The organism is Streptomyces sp. CG 926 (assembly GCF_003148825.1).
Taxonomy (GTDB): Bacteria; Actinomycetota; Actinomycetes; order Streptomycetales; family Streptomycetaceae; genus Streptomyces.
The window spans coordinates 262,684-288,240 of the sequence record NZ_QGGZ01000003.1; the positions used below are offsets into that span (position 1 = coordinate 262,684).

24 protein-coding genes, 1 tRNA gene and 1 pseudogene are annotated in these 25,557 nt (G+C 68.8%); 14 read left to right on the forward strand and 12 right to left on the reverse strand.

Annotation, left to right across the window (positions count from 1 at the left end):
- The first annotated feature begins 17 nt into the window (after window positions 1-17).
- Entirely contained in the window at window positions 18-482 is a 465-nt protein-coding gene (locus tag BCL76_RS09725) for a hypothetical protein (protein ID WP_109779087.1), read from the forward strand.
- 3 nt (window positions 483-485) lie between these two features.
- On the opposite strand, the gene clpB is transcribed toward BCL76_RS09725, so the two are convergent.
- On the reverse strand, window positions 486-3,101 hold the full coding sequence (gene clpB, locus BCL76_RS09730) for an ATP-dependent chaperone ClpB (protein WP_109779088.1): 2,616 nt from the start codon (window positions 3,099-3,101) through the stop codon (window positions 486-488).
- A 152-nt stretch (window positions 3,102-3,253) separates the two neighbouring features.
- On the opposite strand from clpB, the gene BCL76_RS09735 reads away from it, so the two are divergent.
- Window positions 3,254-3,667: a pyridoxamine 5'-phosphate oxidase family protein gene (locus tag BCL76_RS09735; protein WP_109779089.1), complete on the forward strand. Its 414-nt coding sequence runs from the start codon at window positions 3,254-3,256 to the stop codon at window positions 3,665-3,667.
- A gap of 134 nt (window positions 3,668-3,801) precedes the next feature.
- On the opposite strand, the gene BCL76_RS09740 is transcribed toward BCL76_RS09735, so the two are convergent.
- Window positions 3,802-4,083: a (2Fe-2S)-binding protein gene (locus BCL76_RS09740; RefSeq protein ID WP_051762453.1), complete on the reverse strand. Its 282-nt coding sequence runs from the start codon at window positions 4,081-4,083 to the stop codon at window positions 3,802-3,804.
- Window positions 4,084-4,469: 386 nt separating this feature from the next.
- Here BCL76_RS09740 and BCL76_RS09750 point away from each other — a divergent pair, with 386 nt between their 5' ends.
- Window positions 4,470-5,537 (forward strand): helix-turn-helix transcriptional regulator, encoded by a 1,068-nt coding sequence (locus tag BCL76_RS09750; protein WP_181382496.1) that lies wholly within the window; start codon window positions 4,470-4,472, stop codon window positions 5,535-5,537.
- Window positions 5,538-5,627: 90 nt separating this feature from the next.
- Here the strand turns inward: BCL76_RS09750 and BCL76_RS09755 are convergent, their stop codons facing one another.
- From BCL76_RS09755 to dnaK, 4 genes are read right to left on the reverse strand one after another with little or no spacing between them, the layout of a single operon-like run.
- Window positions 5,628-6,101 (reverse strand): heat shock protein transcriptional repressor HspR, encoded by a 474-nt coding sequence (locus tag BCL76_RS09755; protein ID WP_109779091.1) that lies wholly within the window; start codon window positions 6,099-6,101, stop codon window positions 5,628-5,630.
- 1 nt (window position 6,102) lies between these two features.
- Window positions 6,103-7,284: a molecular chaperone DnaJ gene (dnaJ, locus tag BCL76_RS09760; protein ID WP_109779092.1), complete on the reverse strand. Its 1,182-nt coding sequence runs from the start codon at window positions 7,282-7,284 to the stop codon at window positions 6,103-6,105.
- Window positions 7,285-7,323: 39 nt separating this feature from the next.
- Complete coding sequence (grpE, locus tag BCL76_RS09765; protein WP_109779093.1) at window positions 7,324-7,977, reverse strand: nucleotide exchange factor GrpE; 654 nt, start codon at window positions 7,975-7,977, stop codon at window positions 7,324-7,326.
- Window positions 7,977-9,821: a molecular chaperone DnaK gene (gene dnaK, locus BCL76_RS09770; protein ID WP_109779094.1), complete on the reverse strand. Its 1,845-nt coding sequence runs from the start codon at window positions 9,819-9,821 to the stop codon at window positions 7,977-7,979. Before dnaK ends, grpE begins: the two co-directional genes overlap by 1 nt.
- A gap of 254 nt (window positions 9,822-10,075) precedes the next feature.
- Here dnaK and BCL76_RS09775 point away from each other — a divergent pair, with 254 nt between their 5' ends.
- Together BCL76_RS09775 and BCL76_RS09780 are read left to right on the forward strand one after the other, a co-directional pair.
- Window positions 10,076-10,627, forward strand: coding sequence for a sugar transferase (locus BCL76_RS09775; RefSeq protein ID WP_109779095.1), 552 nt, complete (start codon window positions 10,076-10,078; stop codon window positions 10,625-10,627).
- 110 nt (window positions 10,628-10,737) lie between these two features.
- Window positions 10,738-12,990 (forward strand): annotated as a pseudogene (locus BCL76_RS09780) ((Fe-S)-binding protein); the annotation flags it as partial.
- Between the two features lie 411 nt (window positions 12,991-13,401).
- Here BCL76_RS09780 and BCL76_RS09790 read toward each other — a convergent pair.
- Window positions 13,402-14,154 carry a hypothetical protein gene (locus BCL76_RS09790; RefSeq protein WP_109779096.1) on the reverse strand — a complete coding sequence of 251 codons (753 nt, stop codon included), beginning with the start codon at window positions 14,152-14,154 and terminating at the stop codon, window positions 13,402-13,404.
- Window positions 14,155-14,463: 309 nt separating this feature from the next.
- On the opposite strand from BCL76_RS09790, the gene BCL76_RS09795 reads away from it, so the two are divergent.
- The gene (locus BCL76_RS09795; RefSeq protein WP_109779097.1) at window positions 14,464-15,381 is read left to right on the forward strand and encodes a Yip1 family protein; all 918 of its coding nucleotides are present in this window, start codon (window positions 14,464-14,466) and stop codon (window positions 15,379-15,381) included.
- An 89-nt stretch (window positions 15,382-15,470) separates the two neighbouring features.
- Here the strand turns inward: BCL76_RS09795 and BCL76_RS09800 are convergent, their stop codons facing one another.
- Together BCL76_RS09800 and dcd are read right to left on the reverse strand one after the other, a co-directional pair.
- Window positions 15,471-15,968: a phosphoribosyltransferase gene (locus BCL76_RS09800; RefSeq protein WP_030009869.1), complete on the reverse strand. Its 498-nt coding sequence runs from the start codon at window positions 15,966-15,968 to the stop codon at window positions 15,471-15,473.
- Window positions 15,965-16,552: a dCTP deaminase gene (gene dcd, locus BCL76_RS09805; RefSeq protein WP_109779098.1), complete on the reverse strand. Its 588-nt coding sequence runs from the start codon at window positions 16,550-16,552 to the stop codon at window positions 15,965-15,967. Before dcd ends, BCL76_RS09800 begins: the two co-directional genes overlap by 4 nt.
- Window positions 16,553-17,010: 458 nt before the next feature.
- Between dcd and BCL76_RS09815 the strand changes: the two genes are divergently transcribed.
- The 5 genes from BCL76_RS09815 (at window position 17,011) to BCL76_RS09845 (ending at window position 21,340) form a co-directional block, all read left to right on the forward strand.
- Window positions 17,011-17,081 (forward strand) — tRNA-Gly (locus BCL76_RS09815).
- A gap of 1,415 nt (window positions 17,082-18,496) precedes the next feature.
- Window positions 18,497-18,700, forward strand: coding sequence for a cold-shock protein (locus BCL76_RS09830; RefSeq protein ID WP_030647895.1), 204 nt, complete (start codon window positions 18,497-18,499; stop codon window positions 18,698-18,700).
- Between the two features lie 312 nt (window positions 18,701-19,012).
- Window positions 19,013-20,527: a DEAD/DEAH box helicase gene (locus tag BCL76_RS09835; protein WP_109779101.1), complete on the forward strand. Its 1,515-nt coding sequence runs from the start codon at window positions 19,013-19,015 to the stop codon at window positions 20,525-20,527.
- 46 nt (window positions 20,528-20,573) lie between these two features.
- Window positions 20,574-20,978 carry a CBS domain-containing protein gene (locus BCL76_RS09840; RefSeq protein ID WP_109779102.1) on the forward strand — a complete coding sequence of 135 codons (405 nt, stop codon included), beginning with the start codon at window positions 20,574-20,576 and terminating at the stop codon, window positions 20,976-20,978.
- A gap of 50 nt (window positions 20,979-21,028) precedes the next feature.
- The gene (locus BCL76_RS09845; RefSeq protein ID WP_109779103.1) at window positions 21,029-21,340 is read left to right on the forward strand and encodes an SCO5918 family protein; all 312 of its coding nucleotides are present in this window, start codon (window positions 21,029-21,031) and stop codon (window positions 21,338-21,340) included.
- A gap of 102 nt (window positions 21,341-21,442) precedes the next feature.
- Here the strand turns inward: BCL76_RS09845 and BCL76_RS09850 are convergent, their stop codons facing one another.
- Both BCL76_RS09850 and BCL76_RS09855 read right to left on the reverse strand, forming a co-directional pair.
- Window positions 21,443-21,802, reverse strand: coding sequence for a hypothetical protein (locus tag BCL76_RS09850; RefSeq protein WP_109779104.1), 360 nt, complete (start codon window positions 21,800-21,802; stop codon window positions 21,443-21,445).
- A gap of 48 nt (window positions 21,803-21,850) precedes the next feature.
- Window positions 21,851-22,243: an ATP-binding protein gene (locus BCL76_RS09855; protein ID WP_109779105.1), complete on the reverse strand. Its 393-nt coding sequence runs from the start codon at window positions 22,241-22,243 to the stop codon at window positions 21,851-21,853.
- 1,063 nt (window positions 22,244-23,306) lie between these two features.
- On the opposite strand from BCL76_RS09855, the gene BCL76_RS09860 reads away from it, so the two are divergent.
- Both BCL76_RS09860 and BCL76_RS09865 read left to right on the forward strand, forming a co-directional pair.
- Window positions 23,307-23,645, forward strand: a complete 339-nt coding sequence (locus tag BCL76_RS09860) for a MerR family transcriptional regulator (protein ID WP_109779106.1) — start codon at window positions 23,307-23,309, stop codon at window positions 23,643-23,645.
- Window positions 23,646-23,894: 249 nt separating this feature from the next.
- Window positions 23,895-24,098, forward strand: a complete 204-nt coding sequence (locus BCL76_RS09865; RefSeq protein WP_109779107.1) for a cold-shock protein — start codon at window positions 23,895-23,897, stop codon at window positions 24,096-24,098.
- Window positions 24,099-24,331: 233 nt separating this feature from the next.
- Here BCL76_RS09865 and BCL76_RS09870 read toward each other — a convergent pair whose 3' ends face one another.
- Window positions 24,332-24,991 carry an HSP18 transcriptional regulator gene (locus BCL76_RS09870; RefSeq protein WP_109779108.1) on the reverse strand — a complete coding sequence of 220 codons (660 nt, stop codon included), beginning with the start codon at window positions 24,989-24,991 and terminating at the stop codon, window positions 24,332-24,334.
- Between the two features lie 128 nt (window positions 24,992-25,119).
- On the opposite strand from BCL76_RS09870, the gene BCL76_RS09875 reads away from it, so the two are divergent.
- Window positions 25,120-25,554, forward strand: coding sequence for an Hsp20/alpha crystallin family protein (locus tag BCL76_RS09875; RefSeq protein ID WP_109779109.1), 435 nt, complete (start codon window positions 25,120-25,122; stop codon window positions 25,552-25,554).
- Window positions 25,555-25,557: the final 3 nt, after the last annotated feature.

Genomic DNA, 25,557 nt, shown 5'->3' on the forward strand with positions numbered 1-25,557 from the left:
CCGGGTAAGGGGAGTGCATGGTCACGCGCGGTGCGTCGAAGCCGGTCCTGGGCGTGGTCGTGGCCCTCGCGGTCGCCGTGGGCGCCGCCGCGCTGTGGCCGGCCGCGGAGGATCCGGGCGGGACCGACGGCCCTCGGGGGACGGCCGACTGCGCGGAGGTCCTGGCGTTCGCCCGGATGGCCCCACCGGCGCTCTCGCGGGACGGACGGTGCGACCGGACCGCCGCGGCGGACGGCCGCACGAGCGTCCTGGGCACCTTCCGCATGGAGCACGTCGATGTCGAGGCCTGGGTCGCGTCCTTCCCGAAGGCACCGGAGCAGGTCGCCTGCCCGGGGCCGCATCCGCAGAACTACGACCCGGAGAGCGAGGGCTGCTTCGCCCTCACCCACGACGTGCCGCAGCCCGGCCGGGCGGCCGGGCTGCGGTTGCGGATCACTCCCGAGGTCGGGACGACCGTGAAGGTCCGCTTCGACGCCTCCTGAGGCTCAGAGCGCCTTGCCGACCAGCAGGTCCTCGCCCGCCACGTCGACCCGTACGGTGTCGCCGTCCCGGACCTCGCCGGAGAGGATCTCCTTCGCCAGGCGGTCGCCGATCGCCGTCTGGATCAGGCGGCGCAGCGGCCGGGCTCCGTACGCCGGGTCGTTGCCCTTGTCGGCCAGCCAGGCCAGGGCCTCGGGCGTGACGTCCAGGGTCAGCCGGCGGTCGGCCAGGCGCCGGGCCAGGCGGCCGATCTGGAGCTCCGCGATGTGCGCGAGCTCGTCCTGGGTCAGCGCGGAGAAGACCACCAGGTCGTCCAGGCGGTTGAGGAACTCCGGCTTGAAGGAGGCCCGCACCACGTCCAGGACCTGCTGCTTCTTCTGCTCCGGCGGGGTCAGCGGATCCACCAGGAACTGGCTGCCCAGGTTCGAGGTCAGGATCAGGATGGCGTTGCGGAAGTCCACGGTCCGGCCCTGGCCGTCCGTGAGCCGGCCGTCGTCCAGGACCTGGAGCAGGACGTCGAAGACCTCGGGGTGGGCCTTCTCCACCTCGTCCAGCAGCACCACGCTGTACGGGCGGCGGCGCACAGCCTCGGTGAGCTGGCCGCCCTCCTCGTAGCCGACGTAGCCGGGCGGGGCGCCGACGAGGCGGGCCACGCTGTGCTTCTCGCCGTACTCCGACATGTCGATGCGGACCATGGCCCGCTCGTCGTCGAAGAGGAAGTCGGCGAGCGCCTTGGCCAGCTCCGTCTTGCCCACGCCGGTCGGGCCGAGGAAGAGGAAGGAGCCGGTCGGGCGGTCCGGGTCGGCGATGCCGGCCCGGGTGCGGCGCACGGCGTCCGAGACGGCCCGGACGGCCTCGCCCTGGCCGATCAGCCGGCGGCCCAGCTCGTCCTCCATGCGCAGCAGCTTCTGGGTCTCGCCCTCCAGCAGCCGGCCGGCCGGGATGCCGGTCCAGGCTCCCACCACGTCGGCGATGTCGTCGGGGCCGACCTCGTCCTTGACCATCGCGCCTTTGGAGTGTCCGGTCTTGGAGTGCCCGGTCTTGGACGCCTCCGCCTCCTCCTCGGTGGCCTCCGCCAGCTCGCGCTCCAGGGTCGGGATCTCCCCGTAGAGCAGCTTGGACGCGGTGTCGAAGTCGCCGTCGCGCTGGGCGCGCTCGGCCTGACCGCGCAGGTCGTCCAGGCGCTCCTTGAGTTCGCCGACCCGGTTGAGGGACTGCTTCTCCTTCTCCCAGCGGGCGGTCAGTCCGCGCAGCTCCTCCTCCCGGTCCGCGAGGTCCTTGCGGATCTTCTCCAGGCGCTCGATGGAGGCCGGGTCGGACTCGTTCTTCAGGGCCAGCTCCTCCATCCGCAGCCGGTCCACGGAACGCTGGAGCTCGTCGATCTCCAGCGGGGAGGAGTCGATCTCCATGCGCAGCCGGGACGCGGCCTCGTCGACGAGGTCGATGGCCTTGTCGGGGAGGAAGCGGGAGGTGATGTACCGGTCGGAGAGGGTCGCGGCGGCCACCAGCGCGCTGTCGTTGATGACGACCTTGTGGTGGGCCTCGTAGCGGCCCTTGAGCCCGCGCAGGATCGCGATCGTGTCCTCGACGGACGGCTCGGCGACCAGCACCTGCTGGAAGCGCCGCTCCAGCGCCGGGTCCTTCTCGATCCGCTCGCGGTACTCGTCGAGGGTGGTCGCGCCGACCATCCGCAGCTCGCCACGGGCCAGCATGGGCTTGAGCATGTTGCCCGCGTCCATGGCGGAGTCGCCGCCGGCGCCCGCGCCGACGACGGTGTGCAGCTCGTCGATGAAGGTGATGATCTGGCCGTCGCTGGACTTGATCTCCGCGAGTACGGTCTTCAGCCGCTCCTCGAACTCGCCGCGGTACTTGGCGCCGGCGACCATGGCGCCGAGGTCCAGGGAGACCAGGCGCTTGTTCTTCAGGGACTCGGGGACGTCGCCCTTGACGATGCGCTGGGCCAGGCCCTCGACGACGGCGGTCTTGCCGACGCCGGGCTCGCCGATGAGCACGGGGTTGTTCTTCGTACGGCGCGAGAGCACCTGCACGACGCGCCGGATCTCCTGGTCACGGCCGATGACCGGGTCGAGCTTGCCCTCACGCGCGGCTGCCGTGAAGTCGGTGCCGAACTTCTCCAGGGCCTTGTACTGACCCTCGGGATCGGGGGTGGTCACCCGCCGTCCTCCTCGTGCGTTCTCGAAGGCGTCGAGCAGCTTCTTCGCCGTCGCGCCCTGGGTGGAAAGGACCTCGCCGGCCGCGCCGCCCTTGGCGGCGACGGCGATGAGGAGGTGTTCGGTGGAGAGGTAGTCGTCGCCGAGCTTGCCCGCCTCCGCGTCCGCCTCGGCGAGTACGGCGAGCAGCTCGCGGGTGGGCTGCGGGGGCGCGACCGTGGAGCCGGTGACGCTGGGCAGGGCGGCGAGCAGCCGCTCCGCCCCGGCGCGTACGGCGGCCTGGTCGGCGTCGGTGGCGACCAGCAGGTCGATGACGTTCTCGTTGTCCTCGCCGGCGAGCAGGGCCAGCAGGAGGTGCGCGGGGGTCAGATCCGCGTGGCCGTCCTTGACGGCCCTGCTGGTGGCCGCGTTCAGCGCGTCCCGGCTCTTGTTCGTCAGCTCGGCGTCCACGGTGTCCTCTCCTCTCCCCGAGGGGTAGCTGGCAAGCTCGCACGAGCCCCCAACAAGCTCTGACAACAACACTGACAGAGTCAGCGTATGCAAAGTTGAGTCTATTCCACTCAAGGCAACTGAGGACACCGTTGGGCCGTACCCTTCGGGCCATGTCTCATGACGTACTCAACCCGACGCCCGAGTACCTCGCCTTCTGGCGGGAGCGGCACGTCTGCACCCTGACCACCCCGCGCCCCGACGGCACGCCCCACGTGGTGCCGGTGGGCGTGACGTACGACCCGGAGGCCGGCCTGGCCCGGGTGATCAGCAACCGGCACAGCAAGAAGGTGCGCAACATCCTGGCGGCGCAGGAGACGCGACCGCAGGGCGCGCGGGTCGCGGTCTGCCAGATGGAAGGGCGCCGCTGGGCCACGCTGGAGGGCCTCGCGGTGATCCGCACGGACGAGGCGTCGGTCGCCGACGCGGTGGCGCGCTACGCGGAGCGCTACGGGCGCACGCCGTCGCCCAATCCCGACCGGGTCGTCATGGAGATCACCCTGGACCGGGCCATGGGGCGCGCGTAAGCCGTTGATTTTTCATCTTGTCCGGATAAGACACTGGACGAGGGCATCACAACGGCGCCATCGTGGTCAGGTCCACGATGGCGCCGTTGTGTGGGGGTAGCGCCTGAGCGATCTGGAACGACGGGGGAATCGCGTCAGGCACTGCGGGGGGTGGCGGTGGTGATATCGGGTTCGAAGAGCTGGTGATCACGCTGATCGAGATTGACGAAGACCATTCCGTAGCGCACCTCGCAGCGGACGGGCTGCGGCGCGCCCCGCGGGCGGCGCAGGCACCGGTAGGCACGTACGTCCTCGTCCTCCTCGCGCACGACGACGATCGGTTGGCCGAACAGGGTGACCATCAACGAGTCGCCCGGGTGGGGGATGGCCGTGGCGAGATCGATGAACTGCCAGCCCGATCGGTAGGCCGAGGCCATCTCGCGGCGGAAGCCGCGATCGTCGGGGGTCACGCGGACACCGTCACAGGCGCGTCGGTCCAACCCGTATCGCCGTTTCCGCCCAGCTGGTGGCTGGTCCAGCCGGTGTCCGCGTACTTACCCGCGGGTGCCGTGGTCCAGCCCGTGTCGTCCGTGCTCGTCAGGCTCGTGCCCTGACCGTCCCTAGCGCTCCCCGCGTCACTTTCGACGGCGCTGACTGCCCCAAAAACCGCAACGGCGGAGAAAACTATGGCAAGCACCGAGCGAAGCATTCTCTTGTACATGGTCGGCTTCGTCCTCACTTGATGGAATCCTCTCCCCCGCGTGACAGACGATGGCTCATTCAGGCACGTCAATGCCACAGGGACGATGCATCATGTTCTTGCATGTTCAGGACCCTGGGGGGTGGAGATTTGACGCGAAACGAGACAAAGGCGACACATCCCCACCCTGTGACGTCCATGTGCGCCGAGGGGACGCGGCTCTACGCCACCGCGCTGAGCACCGGCCGGATCGCCCGGGGCGAGATCCAGAACGCCCCCTGCCTGCTTGAATTCGCTCTTCTGCAGCCCGACCCGGATGACGCGAACCAGCTCCGCCCGGTTCCGCCGGCCGTAGCTTTGGCTCAACGGCTCCATCCGATTGAACGTGAGATCCAGGACCGCCGACGCAGCGCTGTAGATCTCACCGACACTTTCGAGCCTTTCCTTGCCATCAGCGCACAGAGCCCGGCCAACACGCATGCCATCACGGTGCTGGAGGGCTTCGAACAGATCAACGCCGCCCTGAACCTCGCGACGGCCGAATGTCATACCGAGGTGCTGACGGTCCAACCGGGCGGCGCCCGCCCCTCCCTGGCCCTCACCCAGGCCCTGGAACGCGACCAGCCGCTGATCGACCGCGGGGTCAGCATACGGACCTTGTACCAGCACACCGCGCGGCACAGCCAGGGCACGCTCGCGTACGTGGAGCGGATCTCCACGGGCAAGGTGGAGATCCGCACCCTGGAAGAACTGATAGAACGCCTGATCATCTTCGATCGTACGGTGGCCTTCATCCCGGTGAGCGACGACCGCCGGGTCGCCCTGGAACTGCGTCACCCGGGCCTGGTCGACTACCTCATCAAGGTCTTCGAGCAGCTGTGGCACCGGGCCGTGCCGCTCCAGGAGGAAGTGACCTACCGCAGCACCCCCGGCGGGATCTCCGGCGTGCAGCGGACCATCGCCCAGCTCCTGATCGAGGGCCACGTCGACGAGGCCATCGCACGCCGCCTCGGCATGAACGTCCGCACCTGCCGGGCACACATCGCCAAGCTCGCGACCACCCTCGGCAGCGGCAGCCGCGCCCAGCTCGGCTACCTCATCGCCCAGGCCGGCATCCTGGGCCGCCCCTCGGGCCCGGAGCAGGACTGCGAGGGCCACCCGGACCACGAGCCGGATCCGGAAGGTCTCTGAGGGCTCCACCGAAGGCCGCAGGCCCCGCCCTGGAAGGGGCGGGGCCTGCGGGTGTACGCGTGTGCGAGAACGGAACCGGCGGGGTGCCGGTCAGTCCATCGGGCGCTTGGGGTTCGGGCGCCAGACGACCAGGGCGCTGCCCGGCTGCGGGGGCTGGTACGGGACCAGGTCGCGCCGGTACGAGGCGTGCACCTGGGCCTCGCGGGCCTGCAGCGTGGCCGCCGCCCCGTCCACGGCCGCGGCGAGCTCGGCCACGCGCTGCTGGAGCGCGGCGACCTGGTTCTCCAGTTCGATGATGCGCTTGATGCCCGCCAGGTTGATGCCCTCGTCCTGCGACAACGCCTGCACCGTACGGAGCAGTTCGATGTCACGGGCCGAGTAGCGCCGGCCGCGGCCGGCCGTACGGTCCGGGGAGACCAGGCCGAGACGGTCGTACTGGCGGAGGGTCTGCGGATGCAGACCGGAGAGCTGGGCGGCCACCGAGATCACGTAGACCGGGGTCTCGTCGGTCAGTTGGTAGGCACCACTTCCCAGACGGGAGGACTGTCGTCGGCGGCCGTCCATGTCATGCTCCCTTCGCGGACTCGAACAGCGCGGAGCGCGGGTCCTGCGACTCCGTCGCATCGCGGTACATCTCCAGGGCCTCGCGGGCCTTGTCGGACAGTTCGGTCGGGACCGCGACCTCCACCGTGACCAGCAGGTCGCCGCGGGTGCCGTCCTTGCGGACCGCTCCCTTGCCGCGGGCCCGCATGGTGCGCCCGTTGGGGGTGCCCGGGGGCAGCTTCAGCGTCACCGAGGGACCGTTCAAGGTCGGGACCTTGATGTCGGCACCCAGCGCCGCCTCCGCGAACGTCACGGGCACGGTCACCGTCAGGTTGTCGTCCTTGCGGCCGAACACCGGGTGGGAACCGACGTGCACGACCACGTAGAGGTCACCGCCGGGACCGCCGCGCTCGCCCGGCGCACCCTTGCCGCGCAGCCGGATCCGCTGGCCGTCGGAGACGCCCGCCGGGATCCTGACCTGCATGGTGCGGGAGCTACGGGCGCGCCCGCTGCCCTTGCAGACCTCGCACGGGGTCTCCGCGATCAGGCCGCGGCCCTTGCAGTCCGCACAGGGGTCGGTCAGCGAGAAGCCACCGCCGCTGCCCCGCGAGACCTGGCCGGTGCCGACGCAGGTCGGGCACACCCGGGGGGTGCCGTTCTTGTCGCCGGTGCCCGAACAGGCCTTGCAGGGAGCCTGGGAGGACATCCGCAGCGGGACCGTGGCCCCGTCCACCGCCTCCGTGAAGGAGAGGGTGACCTCCGACTCGATGTCCTGGCCGCGGCGCGGCTGGGTACGGGTGCCCGTACCGGGGCCGGCGCCGCGGTTGAAGAGGCCGCCGAAGACGTCACCGAGGCCGCCGCCGAAGCCGCCGGCCTGGCCGGCGCCCTGCTGCTGACCCCCGAAGAGGTCGCCGAGGTCGAAGTTGAACGAGCCGCCGCCGCCCGGCCCGGGGCGGAAGCCACCGTTACCGAACAGTGCGCGCGCCTCGTCGTACTCCTTGCGCTTCTTGGCGTCGCCGAGGATGTCGTTCGCCTCGGAGATCTCCTTGAAGCGCTCCTCGGCGGAGGCGTCGCCCTTGTTGGCGTCCGGGTGGTACTCGCGAGCGAGCTTCCGGTACGCCTTCTTGATCTCGGCCTCGGTGGCGTCCTTCGGGACACCGAGGACCTTGTAGTAGTCCTTCTCGACGAAGTCCTTCGTGCTCATCCCCGGTGTCCCTCCTCCCGTGCTGCTACGTGTGGTGCATCAGCCCTTGTCGGGGGCATCCGCGTCCAAGCCGTCCGGCGCTTCGCCCTCCGCGGACTCGGACTTGGGGGCCGCCCCCGGCTGGGGCTCGGCCACCGCGACCCGTGCGGGACGGATCGTACGCTCGCCGATGCGGTACCCCGGCTGAAGGATCGCCACGCAGGTGTCCTCCGTGATGTCCGGCGCGTACGAGTGCATCAGGGCCTCGTGGATCGTCGGGTCGAAGGGCTCGCCCTCCTTGCCGAACTGCTGCAGGCCCATCTTGGCGGCGACGGTCTCCAGCGATTCGGCCACCGACTTGAAGCCGCCGACCAGCTCGCCATGTTCCCGCGCCCGGCCGATGTCGTCCAGGGTCGGAAGCAGTTCCGTCAGGAGGGACGCGACCGCGATCTCCTTGACGGTGATCCGGTCCCGCTCCACCCGGCGGCGGTAGTTCTGGTACTCGGCCTGAAGCCGCTGGAGGTCCGCGGTGCGCTCGGAGAGCGCGGTACGGGCCTGGTCCAGCTGCGCCAGCAGCGCCACGTCCTGGCTTGCGTCCCCGGCCGGGGCCGCCGCCTCCTCCTTGGCGGAGTCGGCGGCCTTCGGCTCGGCGTCGTTCTGACCGGTGTCGGGGACTTCGGGCTTCTCGTCGAAGCCCGGGGTCTCCTCCGACATCAGGCAGCGCCGCCCTTCGGCTTCTCGTCGTCGACGATCTCGGCGTCGACGACGTCGTCGTCGGCCTTGGCCTGGCCCGCGTCACCGGCGCCGCCGGCCGCCTGGGCGGCCTGCGCGTCGGCGTAGATGGCCTGGCCGAGCTTCTGGCTGACCGCGGCGAGCTTCTCCGTCGCGGTGCGGATCTCGGCCGTGTCCTCGCCCTTGAGCGATTCCTTCAGCTCGGCGACGGCGGACTCGACCTCGGTCTTGACGTCGGCCGGGACCTTGTCCTCGTTGTCCTTGACGAACTTCTCCGTCTGGTAGACGAGCTGCTCGCCCTGGTTGCGGGACTCGGCCGCCTCCTTGCGGCGCAGGTCCTCGTCCGCGTACTGCTCCGCCTCCTGGCGCATGCGGTCGACCTCGTCCTTGCCGAGCGAGGAGCCGCCGGTGACGGTCATCTTCTGCTCCTTGCCCGTGCCGAGGTCCTTGGCCGTGACGTGCATGATGCCGTTCGCGTCGATGTCGAAGGAGACCTCGATCTGCGGGACGCCACGCGGGGCCGGGGGCAGGCCCGTCAGCTCGAACATGCCGAGCTTCTTGTTGTACGCCGCGATCTCGCGCTCGCCCTGGTAGACCTGGATCTGCACGGACGGCTGGTTGTCCTCGGCCGTCGTGAAGATCTCGGAGCGCTTCGTCGGGATCGTGGTGTTGCGCTCGATCAGCTTGGTCATGATGCCGCCCTTGGTCTCGATACCGAGGGACAGCGGGGTCACGTCGAGGAGCAGGACGTCCTTGACCTCACCCTTGAGCACACCGGCCTGGAGGGTGGCGCCGATGGCGACGACCTCGTCCGGGTTGACGCCCTTGTTGGCGTCCTGACCACCGGTGAGCTCCTTGACGAGCTCGGCGACGGCCGGCATACGGGTGGAGCCGCCGACCAGGACCACGTGGTCGATCTCGGACAGCGCGATGCCGGCGTCCTTGATGACGTTGTGGAACGGGGTCTTGCAGCGGTCGAGCAGGTCCGCGGTCAGCTGCTGGAACTGGGCGCGCGTGAGCTTCTCGTCCAGGTGCAGCGGGCCCTCGGCGGAAGCCGTGATGTAGGGCAGGTTGATCGAGGTCTCCGTGGAGGAGGACAGCTCGATCTTCGCCTTCTCGGCGGCCTCGCGCAGGCGCTGGAGCGCCATCTTGTCCTTGGAGAGGTCCACGCCGTGGCCGCTCACGAACTGCTTCACCAGGTAGTCGACGACGCGCTGGTCCCAGTCGTCACCACCGAGGTGGTTGTCACCGTTGGTGGCCTTCACCTCGACGACGCCGTCGCCGATCTCCAGGAGCGACACGTCGAAGGTGCCGCCACCGAGGTCGAAGACGAGAATGGTCTGGTCGTCCTTGTCGAGGCCGTAGGCCAGGGCGGCGGCCGTCGGCTCGTTGACAATACGCAGGACGTTCAGGCCCGCGATCTCGCCGGCCTCCTTCGTCGCCTGACGCTCAGAGTCGTTGAAGTAGGCCGGGACGGTGATGACCGCGTCCGTGACCTTCTCACCCAGGTACGCCTCGGCGTCGCGCTTCAGCTTCTGCAGGATGAAGGCGCTCATCTGCTGCGGGTTGAAGTCCTTGCCATCCAGGTTGATCTTCCAGTCAGTGCCCATGTGGCGCTTGACGGAGCGGATGGTCCGGTCCACGTTCGTGACCGCCTGGCGCTTGGCCACCTCGCCGACGAGGACCTCGCCGTTCTTGGCGAAGGCGACGACGGACGGCGTGGTCCTGGCGCCCTCGGCGTTGGTGATGACGGTGGGCTCGCCGCCTTCCAGAACGCTGACGACGGAGTTAGTGGTGCCCAGGTCGATGCCGACCGCACGTGCCATTTCAATTCCTCCAGCTGACTTGAGTGGAACAGACTCAACCATGCCCCATCGCCGCGCATGCGTCAACAGAACTGAGTCGAGTCGACTCAACCTTTAGGCCATCCTTACGCGCAACCCGCCCGCGATTCCCGCCCGGCGGGCCTTCGAGGCACGGAATCCGGGGCCGCGCCCCGGCGCGGCGCCGGGACCGCCGAACGGGTCACGGCAGCGCGCGCCACCGCAAGACCGCCGAAGGCGTACGGCAGCGTGCTGGCATGCCCCTCCTGCTGACCCACCCCGCCCGGTCAGGGCCATGGCTCCGGCTCCGGCCGGCCAGGCCACCGGCCAAGCGGGTGCTCGACCTCGTCGGGGCGGTCGCCCTGCTGGCCCTCGCCGCCGCGCCCCTCGCACTGGCCACCGCCGTGCTGTACGTGACCCAGGGCGGGCGGCCCTTCGTACGGCAACCCGTGGCGGGCCTGGCCGGGCGCCCCTTCCGCACCTGGCGACTGCGCACCGACGACGGCGCCGGCCGGATCGGCGCGGCCCTGGACCGCTGCGCCCTCGACTGCCTCCCGCAGCTGCTGAACGTGATCCGCGGCGAGATGTCGCTGGTCGGGCCGCGACCGGAGGCCCGCACCGACCGCCCCGAACGGCTGCTCGTACGCCCCGGAATGACCGGATTGTGGCAGGTCAGCGCGCGTTCGGACCTCCCCTGGGAGGAGATGGCTCTGCTCGACCGGCATTATGTGGAGAACCACTGGCTCGGGATGGACCTCGCGATCCTGGCGCAGACCCCGCGTGCGGCGTACCGGCAAAGGGTCGCCTGAGCGACACAGATCACCGCACGCTCGGCTACATTGCGGCGTCGGGAATGGGTAACCTCAAGCCTTGACTTCATAAGTTACCGCTTAGTAAGTGCCGCCCGAGGAGCCCTTCCATGCAACTCGCCGCGATCATCGTGTCGCTGGTCATCACGGTGGTGGCCGTCGCACTGTTCGGCCGTGCCACCGTGCAGATCTACCGCTTCGTGCGACTCGGCCAGCCAGTGCCCGCGGGCACGCGCACCGGCGATCCCACGCAGCGCACCATCACCCTGGTCAAGGAGTTCCTCGGCCACACCCGTATGAACCGCTGGGGCATCGTCGGCTTCGCGCACTGGTTCGTGGCGGTGGGCTTCTTCTCGCTGCTGCTGACGATCGTCAACGCCTTCGGCCAGCTCTTCCAGGCCGACTGGCTGATCCCGATCATCGGTGACTGGCTGCCGTACGAGATCTTCACCGAGTTCCTCGGCCTGATGACCGTGCTCGGCATCGTCACCCTGATCGTGATCCGTCAGCTGAGCCGACCGAGCGCGGCGGGCCGCAAGTCCCGCTTCACCGGTTCCAAGACGGGCCAGGCGTACTTCGTCGAGGCCGTCATCCTGATCGTCGGCGTCTGCATCATGACGCTGCGCGCGCTGGAGGGCGTCCAGCACGGCGTCGACGGCTGGGAGCCGGGCTTCTTCGCCTCGTACCCGCTGATCGCCGCCTTCGACGGCCTGAGCCTGAGCACGATCCAGTACCTGACGTACTTCTTCGCGGCGCTCAAGATCGTCACGTCCTTCACCTGGATGATCACGGTCTCGCTCAACACCAACATGGGTGTCGCCTGGCACCGCTTCCTCGGCTTCCCGAACATCTGGTTCAAGCGGAACGCGGACGGCTCCACGGCCCTCGGCGCCCTGCAGCCGATGACCTCGGGCGGCAAGGAGATCGACTTCGAGGACCCGGGCGAGGACGACTCCTTCGGTGTCTCCCAGGTCGAGCAGTTCTCCTGGAAGGGCATCCTCGACTTCTCCACGTGTACGGAGTGCGGTCGCTGCCAGTCGCAGTGCCCGGCCTGGAACACGGGCAAGCCGCTGTCCCCGAAGCTGCTCATCATGTCGCTGCGCGACCACGCGCACGCCAAGGCCCCGTACCTGCTGGCCGGTGGCGGCAAGGACATGGAGGGCAACGAGAAGGCCACGGCGGAGCAGCTCGCCGGAGTCCCGGCCGCCGCTCTCGCGGAGGCCGAGCGCCCGCTGATCGGCACCGCCGAGGAGAACGGCGTCATCGACCCGGACGTGCTGTGGTCCTGCACCACCTGCGGTGCGTGCGTGGAGCAGTGCCCGGTCGACATCGAGCACATCGACCACATCGTCGACATGCGCCGCTACCAGGTGATGATCGAGAGCGCGTTCCCGTCGGAGGCGGGCACGATGCTCAAGAACCTGGAGAAGAAGGGCAACCCCTGGGGCCTGGCGAAGAAGCAGCGCGTCGAGTGGACCAAGGAGGTGGACTTCGAGGTCCCGATCATCGGGAAGGACGCGGAGGACCTCTCCGAGTTCGACTACCTCTACTGGGTCGGCTGCGCCGGCGCCCTGGAGGACCGGGCCAAGAAGACCACGAAGGCCTTCGCGGAGCTGCTGAACATCGCGGGCGTCAAGTTCGCGATCATGGGCGGCGACGAGAAGTGCACCGGTGACTCGCCGCGCCGCCTGGGCAACGAGCCGCTGTTCCAGCAGCTGGGCCAGGAGAACGTGGCCATGCTGAACATGGCGTTCGGCGAGGACGACGACGACCCGTCGACGAAGAAGCCGAAGTCGGCGAAGCGGATCGTCTCGACCTGCCCGCACTGCTTCAACACCATCGCGAACGAGTACCCGCAGCTGGGCGGCGAGTACGAGGTCATCCACCACACGCAGCTGCTGCAGCACCTGATCGACGAGGGTCGCCTCACGCCGGTCACGCCGGTCGACGGCCTGATCACGTACCACGACCCGTGCTACCTGGGCCGGCACAACAAGGTCTACACGCCGCCGCGCGAGATCATGTCGGCCGTGCCGGGCCTGCGTCAGCAGGAGATGCACCGCCACAAGGAGCGGGGCTTCTGCTGTGGCGCCGGTGGCGCGCGGATGTGGATGGAGGAGCGGATCGGCAAGCGCATCAACAACGAGCGCGTCGACGAGGCCCTGTCCCTGAACCCGGACATCGTCTCCACCGCCTGCCCCTTCTGCCTCGTGATGCTCACCGACTCGGTGAACGGCAAGAAGAACGACGGTCAGGCGAAGGAACACGTCCAGGTCGTCGACGTGGCGCAGCTGCTGCTCGACTCCGTGAAGGCCCCGGGCCCGACGGAGGAGGAGCTGGCCGCGCTGGCGGCGGAGGCCGAGGCGGAAGCCGCGGCCGAGGCGGAAGCGGCTGCCGCGAAGGCGGAGGCGGAAGCCAAGGCGAAGGCCAAGGCGGAGGCCGAGGCGAAGGCGGAGGCCGAGGCGAAGGCGAAGGCTGAAGCCGAGGCTGAGGCGAAGGCGGCGGCGGAGGCCGAGGCCAAGGCGCCGGCCGAAGCCGAGCCGGAGGCGGAGTCCGCCCCGGAGGCAGCGGCAGATGCAGAGGCCGAGGTCGAGCCGGAAGCCGACACGAAGCCCGAGGCCAAGCCCGAGGCCGAGCCTGCGCCTGACACCAAGCCCGAGGCCGACACCAAGCCCGAGGCCGAGGCCAAGTAGGACGCAGAGCGCCCGCAGTACCGGAACGGCCGGTCCCCCACTGGGGGACCGGCCGTTCCGTCGTACGGGAGGGGGAGGGCCTCAGCCCTGGTGGCTCACCATGCTGTAGCCCAGCCCGGCCGCACCGGCCGCCGCCGTACCGCCGGCCGAGGGGACCAGCACCGGGTGGCCGGCCCCCGCCGGGTCGACCGTGTACTTCTCGATCAGCTTGCCGTCGAAGTCGTAGACCCAGCTGTTCCCGCCGCCCTTGCCGTCGATGACGACGAACTTCACGTGCTTGCCGTCCTGGACGAGCTTGTACGTCCAGCCGTCGTGCCCGCCGCTCGGACGTCGCAGGTCGATCGTGACGAGGGCGTGGCCCTTCGCGGTGGAGAGCTCGACGCGCTTGCCGTGCGGGCCGTTCACGAGCTCGGCGATCCGCCCGTCGGGCATGGTGATCCGCACGGAGCTCGTCAGCTGCGGTTGCGGCTTCGACTTCGGCTGCGACACGCGGTCCGTCCAGGAGGTGACCGTGCCGTTCGGTCGCAGCACGACGTGCAGGCCGTCGCTCTGCCCGTACGAGGCGGCGACGCCCTTGCTGACCAGCGTGTCCAGCTTCGTGGAGCCGGCGTAGATGTCCGCCTCGAAGTGGTTCGCGCCGACCTTGTGAACCTTGGCTACGGACCCGTCCGCCAGCTTCACCGTGGTGACGTACGCGCGGACGCTCGGAGCCGGCGCCGGTACGGCCGTCGGCGAGGCCGCGAAGGCGGCCCCGACCGGGAGGGCCAGCACGGTGGCCGCGCCGGCGACGACGACGGCGGCGCTGCGAAGGGTGGTTCGGCGGGTGTTGCGCATGTGGGAGCTCTTCTCGTGTCTCGTACTCGTACTCGTTCGTGCTCGTTCGTGCTCGTTCGTGGTCGTTCGTCATGCGTGACGGCGACGAGTACGAAGCTACGGACCCGATATGTGCGTATTCCATCGAGAATGTAACGGAAAGCCGCAGAACGCCCCTCAGCCTCGTAAATCGGACATACGACGGGGTCGGACACGGGGTGGGGACAGCCCCTCCGGGATCCCCTAAGGGATGTCACAGGTCAGCCGCAAAGGGTGGCTGTTCCGGCCGCAATTCCACCGATGCTCGCCGGACCAGGTACGTTCGATCACGTGGCTGGATTCAGGATCGGACGCGGCAGGGACAACAACCGCTCTCCGCAACAACCCCCGCAGCAGCAGCAGTCGTACGGTCAGCAGCAACCGCCGCCGTACGGCCGTCCGCCCTACCCTCCCGTCGGCGGCCCGCCACCGCAGCAGCAGTGGCCGCAGCCGGGCGCGGGAGGTCACGGCGAGCCGGAGTACTTCGACCCGTACGGGCAGCAGCAGCCGCACGCGCAGCAGCCCCCGTACGGCCAGGGGGGCCACGGAGGCGGTGGGGGCTACAACAACGACAACCCGGGGCACACCCAGGTCTTCGCCGTCGGCGAGGACCCGTACGGCCAGGGCGCGACCTACCAGGCGGGTGCCACCTCGGCGGCGCCGTCCGGACCGCGACTGCCCTGGAAGGAGCTGCTCCGCGGCATCGTGACGCGCCCCGGGCAGACCTTCCTGCAGATGCGCGACTACGCGGTCTGGGGTCCCGCGCTGATCGTGACCTTCCTCTACGGGCTGCTCGCGGTCTTCGGCCTCGACGACGCCCGCGAGGACGTCATCAAGGCGACCGTGCCGAAGGCCATCCCGATCGTCCTGTCCGCCGGTGTGGCCTTCGTCATCTGCGGCCTGATCCTGGGCGCGGTCACGCACACGCTGGCCCGGCAGATGGGCGGCGACGGCTCGTGGCAGCCGACGGTGGGCCTGTCGATGCTGGTCATGTCCATCACGGACGCGCCGCGCCTGCTGTTCGCCGTGTTCCTCGGCGGCGACAACATGGTCGTCCAGGTGCTGGGCTGGGCGACCTGGGTCGCGGCCGGCGCCCTGTTCACCTCGCTGGTGAGCAAGTCGCACGACCTGCCGTGGCCGAAGGCCCTGGGCGCGTCCGCGATCCAGCTGGTCGCCCTGCTGTCGATCATCAAGCTGGGCACGATCTAGCCCGCACCCGACGCACCGCACCTCGCATACGAAAGGGCCCGCCGCGCATCGCGCGCGGCGGGCCCTTCGCGTACTGCTACCGGCACCCCTCAGGCGTCGAGGACCTGGCCCTCACGCTTGACGACGGGCGGCTCGACCGACCACGGGAAGTTGATCCACTCGTCGGTCTTCTTCCACACGTACTCGCACTTCACGAGGGAGTGGGACTTCTCGTAGACGACGGCGGAGCGCACCTCGGCGACGTGGCCCAGGCAGAAGTCGTGGACGAGCTTCAGCGTCTTGCCGGTGTCGGCCACGTCATCGGCGATGAGGACCTTCTTGTCGGTGAAGTCGATCGCCTCGGGCACGGGTGCCAGCATGACCGGCATCTCCAGCGTGGTCCCGACGCCGGTGTAGAACTCCACGTTCACCAGGTGGATGTTCTTGCAGTCGAGCGCGTACGCCAGGCCGCCGGCGACGAACACCCCGCCGCGGGCGATGCTCAGGATGATGTCGGGCTCGTAGCCGTCGTCGGCGATCGTCTGCGCCAGCTCGCGGACGGCACGCCCGAAACCGTCGTAGGTCAGGTTCTCGCGTACGTCGCTCATGCCTCGTGCCTCACCTGGGTGCGGTGGAAGTTCTGGAAGGAGCGCGAGGCGGTCGGCCCGCGCTGCCCCTGGTACCTGGATCCGTAGCGCTCGCTGCCGTACGGGAACTCGGCGGGCGAGCTGAGCCGGAACATGCACAGCTGCCCGATCTTCATGCCCGGCCAGAGCTTGATCGGCAGGGTGGCGAGGTTCGACAGCTCCAGGGTCACGTGCCCCGAGAACCCGGGGTCGATGAACCCGGCGGTCGAGTGCGTCACCAGGCCGAGGCGGCCCAGGCTGGACTTCCCCTCCAGTCTGGAGGCGATGTCGTCGGGGAGCGAGATGACCTCGTAGGTCGAGGCGAGCACGAACTCACCGGGGTGGAGGATGAACGCCTCGTCACCCTCCGGCTCGACCAGCCGGGTCAGGTCCGCCTGCTCGATCGCCGGATCGATGTGGGCGTAGCGGTGGTTCTCGAACACCCGGAAGAACCGGTCGAGACGTACATCGATGCTGGAGGGCTGCACCATCGATTCCTCGAACGGGTCGATGCGAACCCGTCCGCTGTCGATCTCGGCCCGGATGTCTTTGTCAGAGAGAAGCACGTCCCGAGGATACGCAGAGCGCGCGGGCCACCCCCAATCGAGAGCGACGACCCGCGCGCCCGCCCGGCGACTACCGCTTCGCGCCGCCCACGGGCACGGCGTGCCGCAACCGCGCACACCGCGGACACCGCAGCAGCCGCCCGGGCCCGATCCGGCCGGCACCGAGGTGCTGCAGCGGGAAGGAGGCGGTACTGAAAACGTGCCCTTCGGCACAACGGACGACGGTGTGCTCCATCGAGTCCCTTTCCCCAACGAGCCGTACTGCGACGAATCGCCACATTAGGGGATGATCGGCACCCACTCCAGCCGCCGCTCCGCGTCACACGGTACGCCCCAACTCCCGCACCCACACGTCCCGGTGTACGCCACACACGACAACGACCCCGCGGCAAATTCACCGGGGGTCGATCATGGGGTAGAGTGAGCAAAACCAGGGATCCAGGCAACTGGCCCGCTGTGCGGATGTAGTTTAATGGTAGAACATGAGCTTCCCAAGCTTATAGCGCGGGTTCGATTCCCGTCATCCGCTCTTGAACGAAGGCCCAGGTCAACGACCTGGGCCTTCGTCGTTGTCTAGACCTGTTGCGCGCTCCCGTGCCCTCTACGTGCCCCAACTGGCTGGAATGCCCTGCTCGGAGGGTCTGCCGCGCACCACATGCACCACACGGGCCCACGCCGGTCTCGCGTCGCGAGACGCGTTCTCGATGACCTGCGTCACACCGCAGCCTCCGTCGCGTGAATTCGCTTTCAAAAAGGGACGGTTGGCCGGAGGGGTTGCTCAGGCCCTCGACGGGACCACTTGGTCCTCTTTCCCCGCCAACACGCGATCGGCAACGTAGTGCGGGCAGGAAGGGAGGTGCCACGTCACCGTCGCCCTGCGCCTGTCGGCGGAGATGGTACGGGCCTGCCCGGTGGCCGGGCGGGCCGCGCAGTGCGGGCACACGACGGTTTCTAACTTCAGCTCAGCCATCACCTACGCCGCCCTCCCCGCCAACGGCGCTCGCGACGAGAGTGCCACGCCTCTCAGCGGGACAGGCTTCACACACCGGCCCCCTGATCCAAGTCTCGAAGAAAGCGGCGCACCGCACCGGGGCTCGGGGGCGGCTTGGTCCAGCCGTGCCAGTGAGATGGCCACTGAGATCACCGTTGAGCTGACCATCTCGTCAGGAGGTTCCCACGGGTGCCGGTGCATGAAGGCAGTGACCCTGAGCAGGACACTCCGGCAGAGCGGCCGGGCACGGATGACCCTGCCGCTCACGTGTGGGCCACGGCTGGCCCACCACGCCTTCCCGCTGAGGCGGCCGCCACCGTCGAGGCCATTGTGAGGGCTGTGCACCATGGCGATGACGTTCGCATCCGGATCCTTTTGGCCGCCTTGGTCGACGTCGCCGACACCGAGGTTCTCCTCCACCTGCGAGAGCGGCTTCGCGAACGACCGCAGTGACAGATGGCCAGGCGCTGCGGAACAGACGTGTAGCGGTGCCGGGACGGGGCGCGGCCGGCTTGCCTGGACGCCCGCGAGACCACCATGGAGCACCTGCGAGCTGCTGATCCCTTCGGGACGGCGCTGCGGACCCACCCCGCAGGCTCACGTCCCGGTGGACTGCACGTCGCAACTGGCGGACGCCCTTGCTCCCCGAAACGCTGCACTCGGGGGAGAATCAATATCTATCCCGGCGGTCAGAGAGTTTAATGGACCCCGCAGGGAGAGTTTTTCCGGTCCGCACAGGGTGGAGATATTTAACGCACAAAAACCGCTGCAGCGTGCTACTGTCGATCTCGGTTGCAGTTTTGGTACCCAAAAACTTCAAGCGCTCCAGTCGGCCTCCGCGCCACATTCGAGTGCTTCATATTTCCGGGTCATTTTCCGGCGGGGCATCATCGCGGCGACACGGTGTCCGTACAGTGCGGATTCTGGTGTACTGCCCCATAAGGAGATTTGACATGGCATCTGGCACCGTGAAGTGGTTCAACGCGGCTAAGGGTTTCGGCTTCATCGAGCAGGACGGTGGCGGCGACGACGTCTTCGCCCACTTCTCGAACATCGCCGCCCAGGGCTTCCGCGAGCTGCTGGAGGGTCAGAAGGTCACCTTCGACATCGCGCAGGGCCAGAAGGGCCCGACTGCGGAGAACATCGTTCCCGCCTGACACTGACGCGCATTTCGTAGCTGGGGCCCGCATCCCTCGGGGTGCGGGCCCCAGCTGCACACCTTTCCCGCAGTGGTGTCACCTGCGGGACGAAACACTCAGGGTCACAGCCTCCTCGGAGCTTCAACCCCACTCGACTTTTCTGAACTCCGCGTCCACCTGACGCCACCCCATCTCAGCACCTGCGACCGTACAGAATCTCTGTAGCCCAGAGTTGCTTTCGCATTCCATTCGGCCCGTTCTTGCGATTCCCCGCGCTGCGTTTCTGCTGCGGGAATTCCTTGATATGTGCCGCATCAAGGAAGGTTCTGAATGAACCGCACACGTACGAACGACCGTTCCTCTCGCACCCGCAGCCGAACCGGCGGCCCCGCTTTCGGCGCTGCCGCCGGTTCGGAGCGGGGCAACCGCTTCGGCTCGTCGGCCCCGAGCCGTTCCGGAGGTCCGAGCCGCTCGGGCGGCTACGGCCGCCGGCCCGCCGCGGTCCAGGGCGAGTTCGCCCTGCCGAAGACGATCACTCCGGCGCTGCCCGCCGTCGAGGCCTTCGCCGACCTGGCCATGCCGGCCGAGCTGTTGGCCGCCCTCGGCGCGCAGGGCGTGACCGTGCCCTTCCCGATCCAGGGCGCCACCCTGCCCAACACCCTTGCGGGCCGTGACGTGCTCGGCCGCGGGCGCACCGGCTCCGGCAAGACGCTCGCCTTCGGCCTCGCCCTGCTGGCCCGCACCGCCGGGCAGCGCGCCGAGCCCCGCCAGCCGCTCGCCCTCGTCCTCGTCCCCACCCGCGAGCTGGCCCAGCAGGTGACCGACGCCCTCACGCCGTACGCCCGCGCCGTGAAGCTGCGCCTGACCACCGTCGTCGGCGGCATGTCGATCGGCAAGCAGGCCGGATCGCTGCGCGGAGGCACGGAGGTCGTCGTAGCCACGCCCGGCCGGTTGAAGGACCTCATCGACCGGGGTGACTGCCGACTCAACCAGGTCGCGATCACCGTGCTCGACGAAGCCGACCAGATGGCCGACATGGGTTTCATGCCCCAGGTCACCGCGCTACTGGACCAGGTCCGTCCCGAGGGGCAGCGGATGCTGTTCTCCGCCACCCTGGACCGCAATGTCGATCTGCTGGTTCGTCGGTACCTGACCGACCCGGTCGTGCACTCGGTGGATCCCTCGGCCGGTGCGGTGACGACGATGGAGCACCACGTGCTCCACGTACACGGCGCCGACAAGCACCGCACCACGACGGAGATCGCGGCGCGCGAGGGCCGGGTGATGATGTTCCTCGATACCAAGCACGCCGTCGACCGGCTGACCCAGGACCTGCTGAACAGCGGTGTCCGGGCCGCTGCCCTGCACGGCGGTAAGTCGCAGCCGCAGCGCACCCGCACCCTGGCCCAGTTCAAGACCGGCCACGTGACCGTGCTGGTCGCGACGAACGTGGCGGCGCGCGGTATCCACGTCGACAACCTCGACCTCGTCGTCAACGTGGACCCGCCGACCGACCCCAAGGACTACCTCCACCGCGGCGGCCGCACCGCCCGCGCCGGCGAGTCCGGCAGCGTCGTCACCCTGGTCACCCCCAACCAGCGCCGCGACATGACCCGCCTCATGCAGGCCGCCGGCATCACCCCGCGGACCACCCAGGTCCGCTCGGGCGAAGAGGCCCTGAACCGCATCACCGGCGCCCAGGCACCCTCCGGCGTCCCCGTCGTCATCACCGCACCGGTCGTCGAACGCGCCAAGCGCGGCACGGCCTCCCGGGGCAGGCGCCGGCCCGCTTCGACCGTCCGGCGTGTAAGCGTGCGGCAGTCGGCCTTCGATGCGGCGGCCTGAGAAGCGCGTGATCAGGAAACTGACCCATCTCTGCAGGAGGCACGTTTTGACGCTGGTCCAGATGCAGCCCCGCTCGACGAACGCCAACCCTGTGCACCGGACGGTGGACGACGCGATGGAGGCGGCCGGTCCACAGGTCTGTGACGACATGACGGTCGAGGTGGCCCTGGCTGTCATGGCCAGTGCCCGCGCGGATCATCTGCTCGTCTGCGACGAGGACGGCCTGTGCACAGGGCTGGTCACCCAGGCCGGGCTCGCCACCGTCCGGGACAGCGCGGCGTACACGGACCAGGTCCGTCTCCGCGACCTCCTGGGAGACCGCGGGCCGGTCACCTCGCCCTTGACCACGATGGCCGAAGCCGAGCACGCGATGCGCTACCGCGGGCTCGACGCCCTTCCGGTCGTCGACGAGCAGGGCAGCGCTCTGGGCGTCCTCGCCCTTGCCCGCTGAACCGCCTCACCGCAGAACGACCGTCCCCCTTCTTCTTCCTGTGAGGCAACATGCGCTGTGTCATCGCCCGTTTCCCGTTCGACCTGACCAAGAGCGGTGTCCTGGAGTCGATGAAGGGTGTCAAGCCCGAGCAGGTCGTCGGCGAGTCAGTGATCATCGGGCGCCGTACCTACCCCGTCAAGCAGGTCGGCCAGGTCATCACCCGCCAGGACCGGCGTGACTTCAGTGCCGGTGAAGTCCTCCGGGCCATGACCCAGCTCGGTTTCACCTGCCGCGGCCTCCCCCGGGCCGCCGTGCCCACTCGCGTCCTCAGCCCGCTCCAGCAGGCTTCCGCGATGCTCGGCATCCCAGTGACTGCCTGACCGACAGGACCGGCGCAAGCCGACACCCGAACAGCGAGGAGGGCCCGACCGGCACGTGCCGGTCGGGCCCTCCCGCATACCGGGGGTTACGCGAATGTCGGGTCAGTGGTCGGAGTAGCTGAAGTCGCCCATGGTCCAGGCGCTGACGTCCGCGATCGAGACGCGGTACATCCCACCCGTCTCCGGGATCCCCACCGTGCCCTGCAGGATGCGGGCCACATGGAAGTGCAGATGAGTGGGCGGCCCCTCGTGGAGTGTCGTGGCGGTGAAGATGGCGGCGAACTCGCCCAGGCGGGCGGAATCCGTCAGGACCTCCGACACCCGCTGCCTCCACACGGCTTCAGGTGCCAGCCGACCGGTGATGACAGCGCCACCGGTGACCACGGTCAGGGACATCTGATTGCTCTGCCCGGACTCCACCAGGGTGGCAACGTCAACGAGCAGCTCGTCAGGCTTCGACATGGGAGCCGATTTTATGCACCGGTCGTCCGGTTCTCTCGACCGGGAGGACTACCGGTCGAGAAGAGCGCTCACCGTCTTCCCGCCGGAGGCCCGACGGGTGACAGTGGTCGCTCGGGCGAGGCGGTTGACCATGGGCCAGCCGAATCCACCGGTACCGCCGTACAGGTCAGGGGTGCGCATACGCGGCGCGTGCGGGCTGGAGTCGTGCACGGCCACCTCGATGCTCTCCGCGTGGGCCGTCAGTTCCAAGGTGCAGGTGCCCCCGCCGTGGCGCACGGCGTTCGTGGCGAGCTCGGACACGACCAAGACCACGGTGTCTGCGGCTTCTGTGGCCATCGCCGGCTGAAGAAGACGGTCGAGGAAGACTCGCGCGGCATCGCGTGCATCTGCAACAGCCGCCGTGGAAAGCACGGTTGTGACGCTCTCGGCCATCGTGTTCATCAGGTCACCCTGGTCTCTCCATCGCCCACGTCCGGCCCTTGCCTACCTGATCCCTGTGCCCCACCCCAGGGCACGCCAACCCAACTCCGGTCTCCAAGAAGGGATCGAAGAGCAGTCGAAGCGCGACGCCAATCGACGAGACGTGGGGGACCCCGCGCGCTCGGCTGCGAACCTCCCGGGCCCCTGACCTGCTGTGCATGCTGCTCTGCACATCCTGGGCCAGCTGTGAAGGTCTAGCTCTCCTCGACGGGCTCGAAAATCTATGACGGCCGGAGTAGACATTGCGCGGTGGCGTGGTTATGGTTTCTCTCGTAGCCCAGAGAGACAGCAGGGCCTGGCAGAGACGAACTGCCGGGCAGCAGTATCCGCAGTTGCAGTTCGCAGGACGGTGCGGTGGTGGAGTTCCGAAGCCAGGGTTGTTGCAGGACGGCGACGGGGCTGACGACCGGACCGGGTGGCCCGCAGTGATCAGGGGCCGCCGAGAGAAGTACCGCAGTTAACGCAGTGGCAATACCCGTAAGTGCAGTGCGCAGTACCCAGCAGTGAAGTAAGTGAGCAGCACCTCGGTGAAGGCGTCGGCTGCGGACGCGCGCACCGGGAAGTTCGGCAGTGGGGTTCTAAGCCAGAGCAGACGCAGGACGGGCAACGGGGCTGGCTGCCGAAGAGTGGCGCTGACGCAGGCCACCAGCAGTACGCAGTACCGCAGTGAGTGCAGTTCCCGCAGTCCAGCAGTAAGCGCAGCAACCCGCAGTTCGCAGTCTCTTTGGTAAGCAGTTGATCACCGAGGGAAGAACGGAGGAGTTGAGGCGCCATCAGGATCGCCCGGGCGTAAGTCGTGAGTCCGGGTACCGCAGGACATCGATAGTGAGGTGGTCTCCGGTCAAGCAACCGCGATCCCCGCACAGCCTGTCCCCGTTCGGACGGGTCGGCGGAAACAGTAGGCCGGCGCAGGACTAGGGCCGGCAGATGGTGTAGCAGTTCCTTCGGGGCCCTGGTGTCGTACGCGCCAGGGCCCCTCCCCGCGTTCCGACCCCTTTCCCTACCTGTTTCGCAGTGAGGTGCGATGACAGCAGACGATTCGTTCGGCCGTCTCGACGACGACGGCTACCCCGCCTACACGATGGGCCGGGCCGCGGAGATGCTCGGCACCACCCAGGGCTTCCTCCGTGCTATCGGCGAAGCCCGACTGATCACCCCGCTCCGCTCCGAGGGCGGCCACCGCCGCTACTCCCGGTCCCAACTGCGGATCGCCGCCCGCGCCCGCGAACTCGTCGACCACGGCACCCCCATCGAGGCGGCTTGCCGGATCGTGATGCTCGAAGTCCGACTCGAGGAAGCGCAGCGCGTCAACGCCGAGTACCGTCGCGCAGCGGCCGAGGTGCATCCACGGACAGCGGCTTGAGGTGGGCGTGCCCGCTGGTCTCGGCGGGCACGCCCACCGTGCATGTCGGGTCGCGACGCGTGCTCGTTTCCCTCTGGTGACAGCCCGTTGTCGGCGTGTAGCGTCTGCGTCAGCTGTCGTGGTTCGGAAGTTCCCTTTGCCCACGCCTTCGTTGTGGGCGTTTTGCTGTGCTGTGCCGCAGGAACCAGGGCGATCACCTCCGCCTTCCGCACGTTGTGGGAGGCGTTCATCGACTGGAAGGCATGAGACATGGCTACGGGAACTGTGAAGTGGTTCAACGCGGAGAAGGGCTTCGGCTTCATCGCCCAGGACGGCGGCGGCCCGGACGTCTTCGCCCACTACTCTGCGATCAACTCCTCGGGCTTCCGTGAGCTCCAGGAGGGCCAGGTCGTGACGTTCGACATCACCCAGGGCCAGAAGGGCCCCCAGGCCGAGAACATCAACCCGGCCTGATCTTCACCACCCGCGGGCGCGGAGACCTGCGCGTAAGGCTGCCCCTGCAGCCCGTACCGGTCGACCCGAACAGCGGACGCCTGCGATGTCGGCGGGATCCGACGCGTACCGAATCAGGGCCGCGCAGCTGTTGCTGCGCGGCCCTGATCTGTGTCCAGGCCGGGGCCCGACCAGGTGCCCCGCACGCTCGAACGGCTGCGCGGCGTCGGCTCGGTGCGGTTCGTATTCCGGGGTCAGGTGCTGCGCCGGCCGCGGCTGTCCCGGCAGAGGTGGTCGGTGTGTCGGGTCATGGCGTCGAGGTGATCGACGAGAGCCGAGTCCTCGGGGCGCAAGTGAGGCCGGGTGTCGGTCAGAGGCCGGACGAGGCGGGCTGCGTCGTTGTCGGCCAGGGCCCGGTTCAGTTCGCCGACGGCCGCCGCGGCGGCGCCGGGAAGGCCGGTGAGGGCGGTGATCTGGCCGGCGAGCCGGCGTAGGTCGGCCGCGTTGTCACGGGCCCAGGCCGTGACAACGCGGTCTGCGGCACGTGTGTCACGGGTGGCCTGGACGCGCTCCTCGCCCGTGCTTCCGGCCGTGCCGGGGCGCAGTCGCAGGTAGCGGCGTTCGGCGGCCTGGCGGCTCGCGACCCCCAGGGGTCCGGCGAGGTCGGCCCAGCTCGCGCCCTGACCCCGGGCTGTTTCGATCAGGCCGCTCTCCCAACCGGCGAGCTGTTCACGGACCTCGCGCAGCATCAGCAGCGCGGCCAGCGCCGGGTGCGGGCCCGCGCCTGTCGGCTCGGTCGGGGGCGTTCCGGCAGAGGACCGCTGCGCGTGCCTCACGGCCTGGTCGATGGCCCGCAAGGCCGTCGCCGTAGCGGGAAAAGGGACCGGCGCGGCCGGCTGGCTGGCTTCGTTCATGACACTCTCCGCTGCTTGTCATCCTCCAGATGACGTCTTGCTTGTCATCGTTCCGATGACATGTTACAACGGGAGCACGTTGAAGCGCATTGGCAGTTTCTGCCTGAACCAACTGGAGGTGTTTCGCGATGTTGATGCGCACCGACCCGTTCCGCGAGATGGACCGGATCGTCCAGCAGCTGTCGGGTGCGTCCGGCACGTGGTCGAAGCCGTCTGTGATGCCGATGGACGCCTACCGCCAGGGCGACGTGTACGTGATCGCCTTCGACCTCCCCGGCGTGAGCACCGAGGCGATCGACATCGACGTCGAGCGGAACATGCTGACGGTGAAGGCCGAGCGCCGGCCCACGGGGAAGTCCGACGGAGTGCAGATGGAGCTCTCCGAGCGGCCCCTCGGTATCTTCTCCCGCCAGGTCATGCTGGCCGACACCCTCGACACCGAGCACATCGAAGCGGACTATGACGCGGGTGTCCTGACCCTGCGCATCCCGATCGCCGAGCGCGCCAAGCCCCGCAAGATCAGCATCGGCGGCGAGTCCGGCCGCAAGCAGATCTCCGGCTGATCG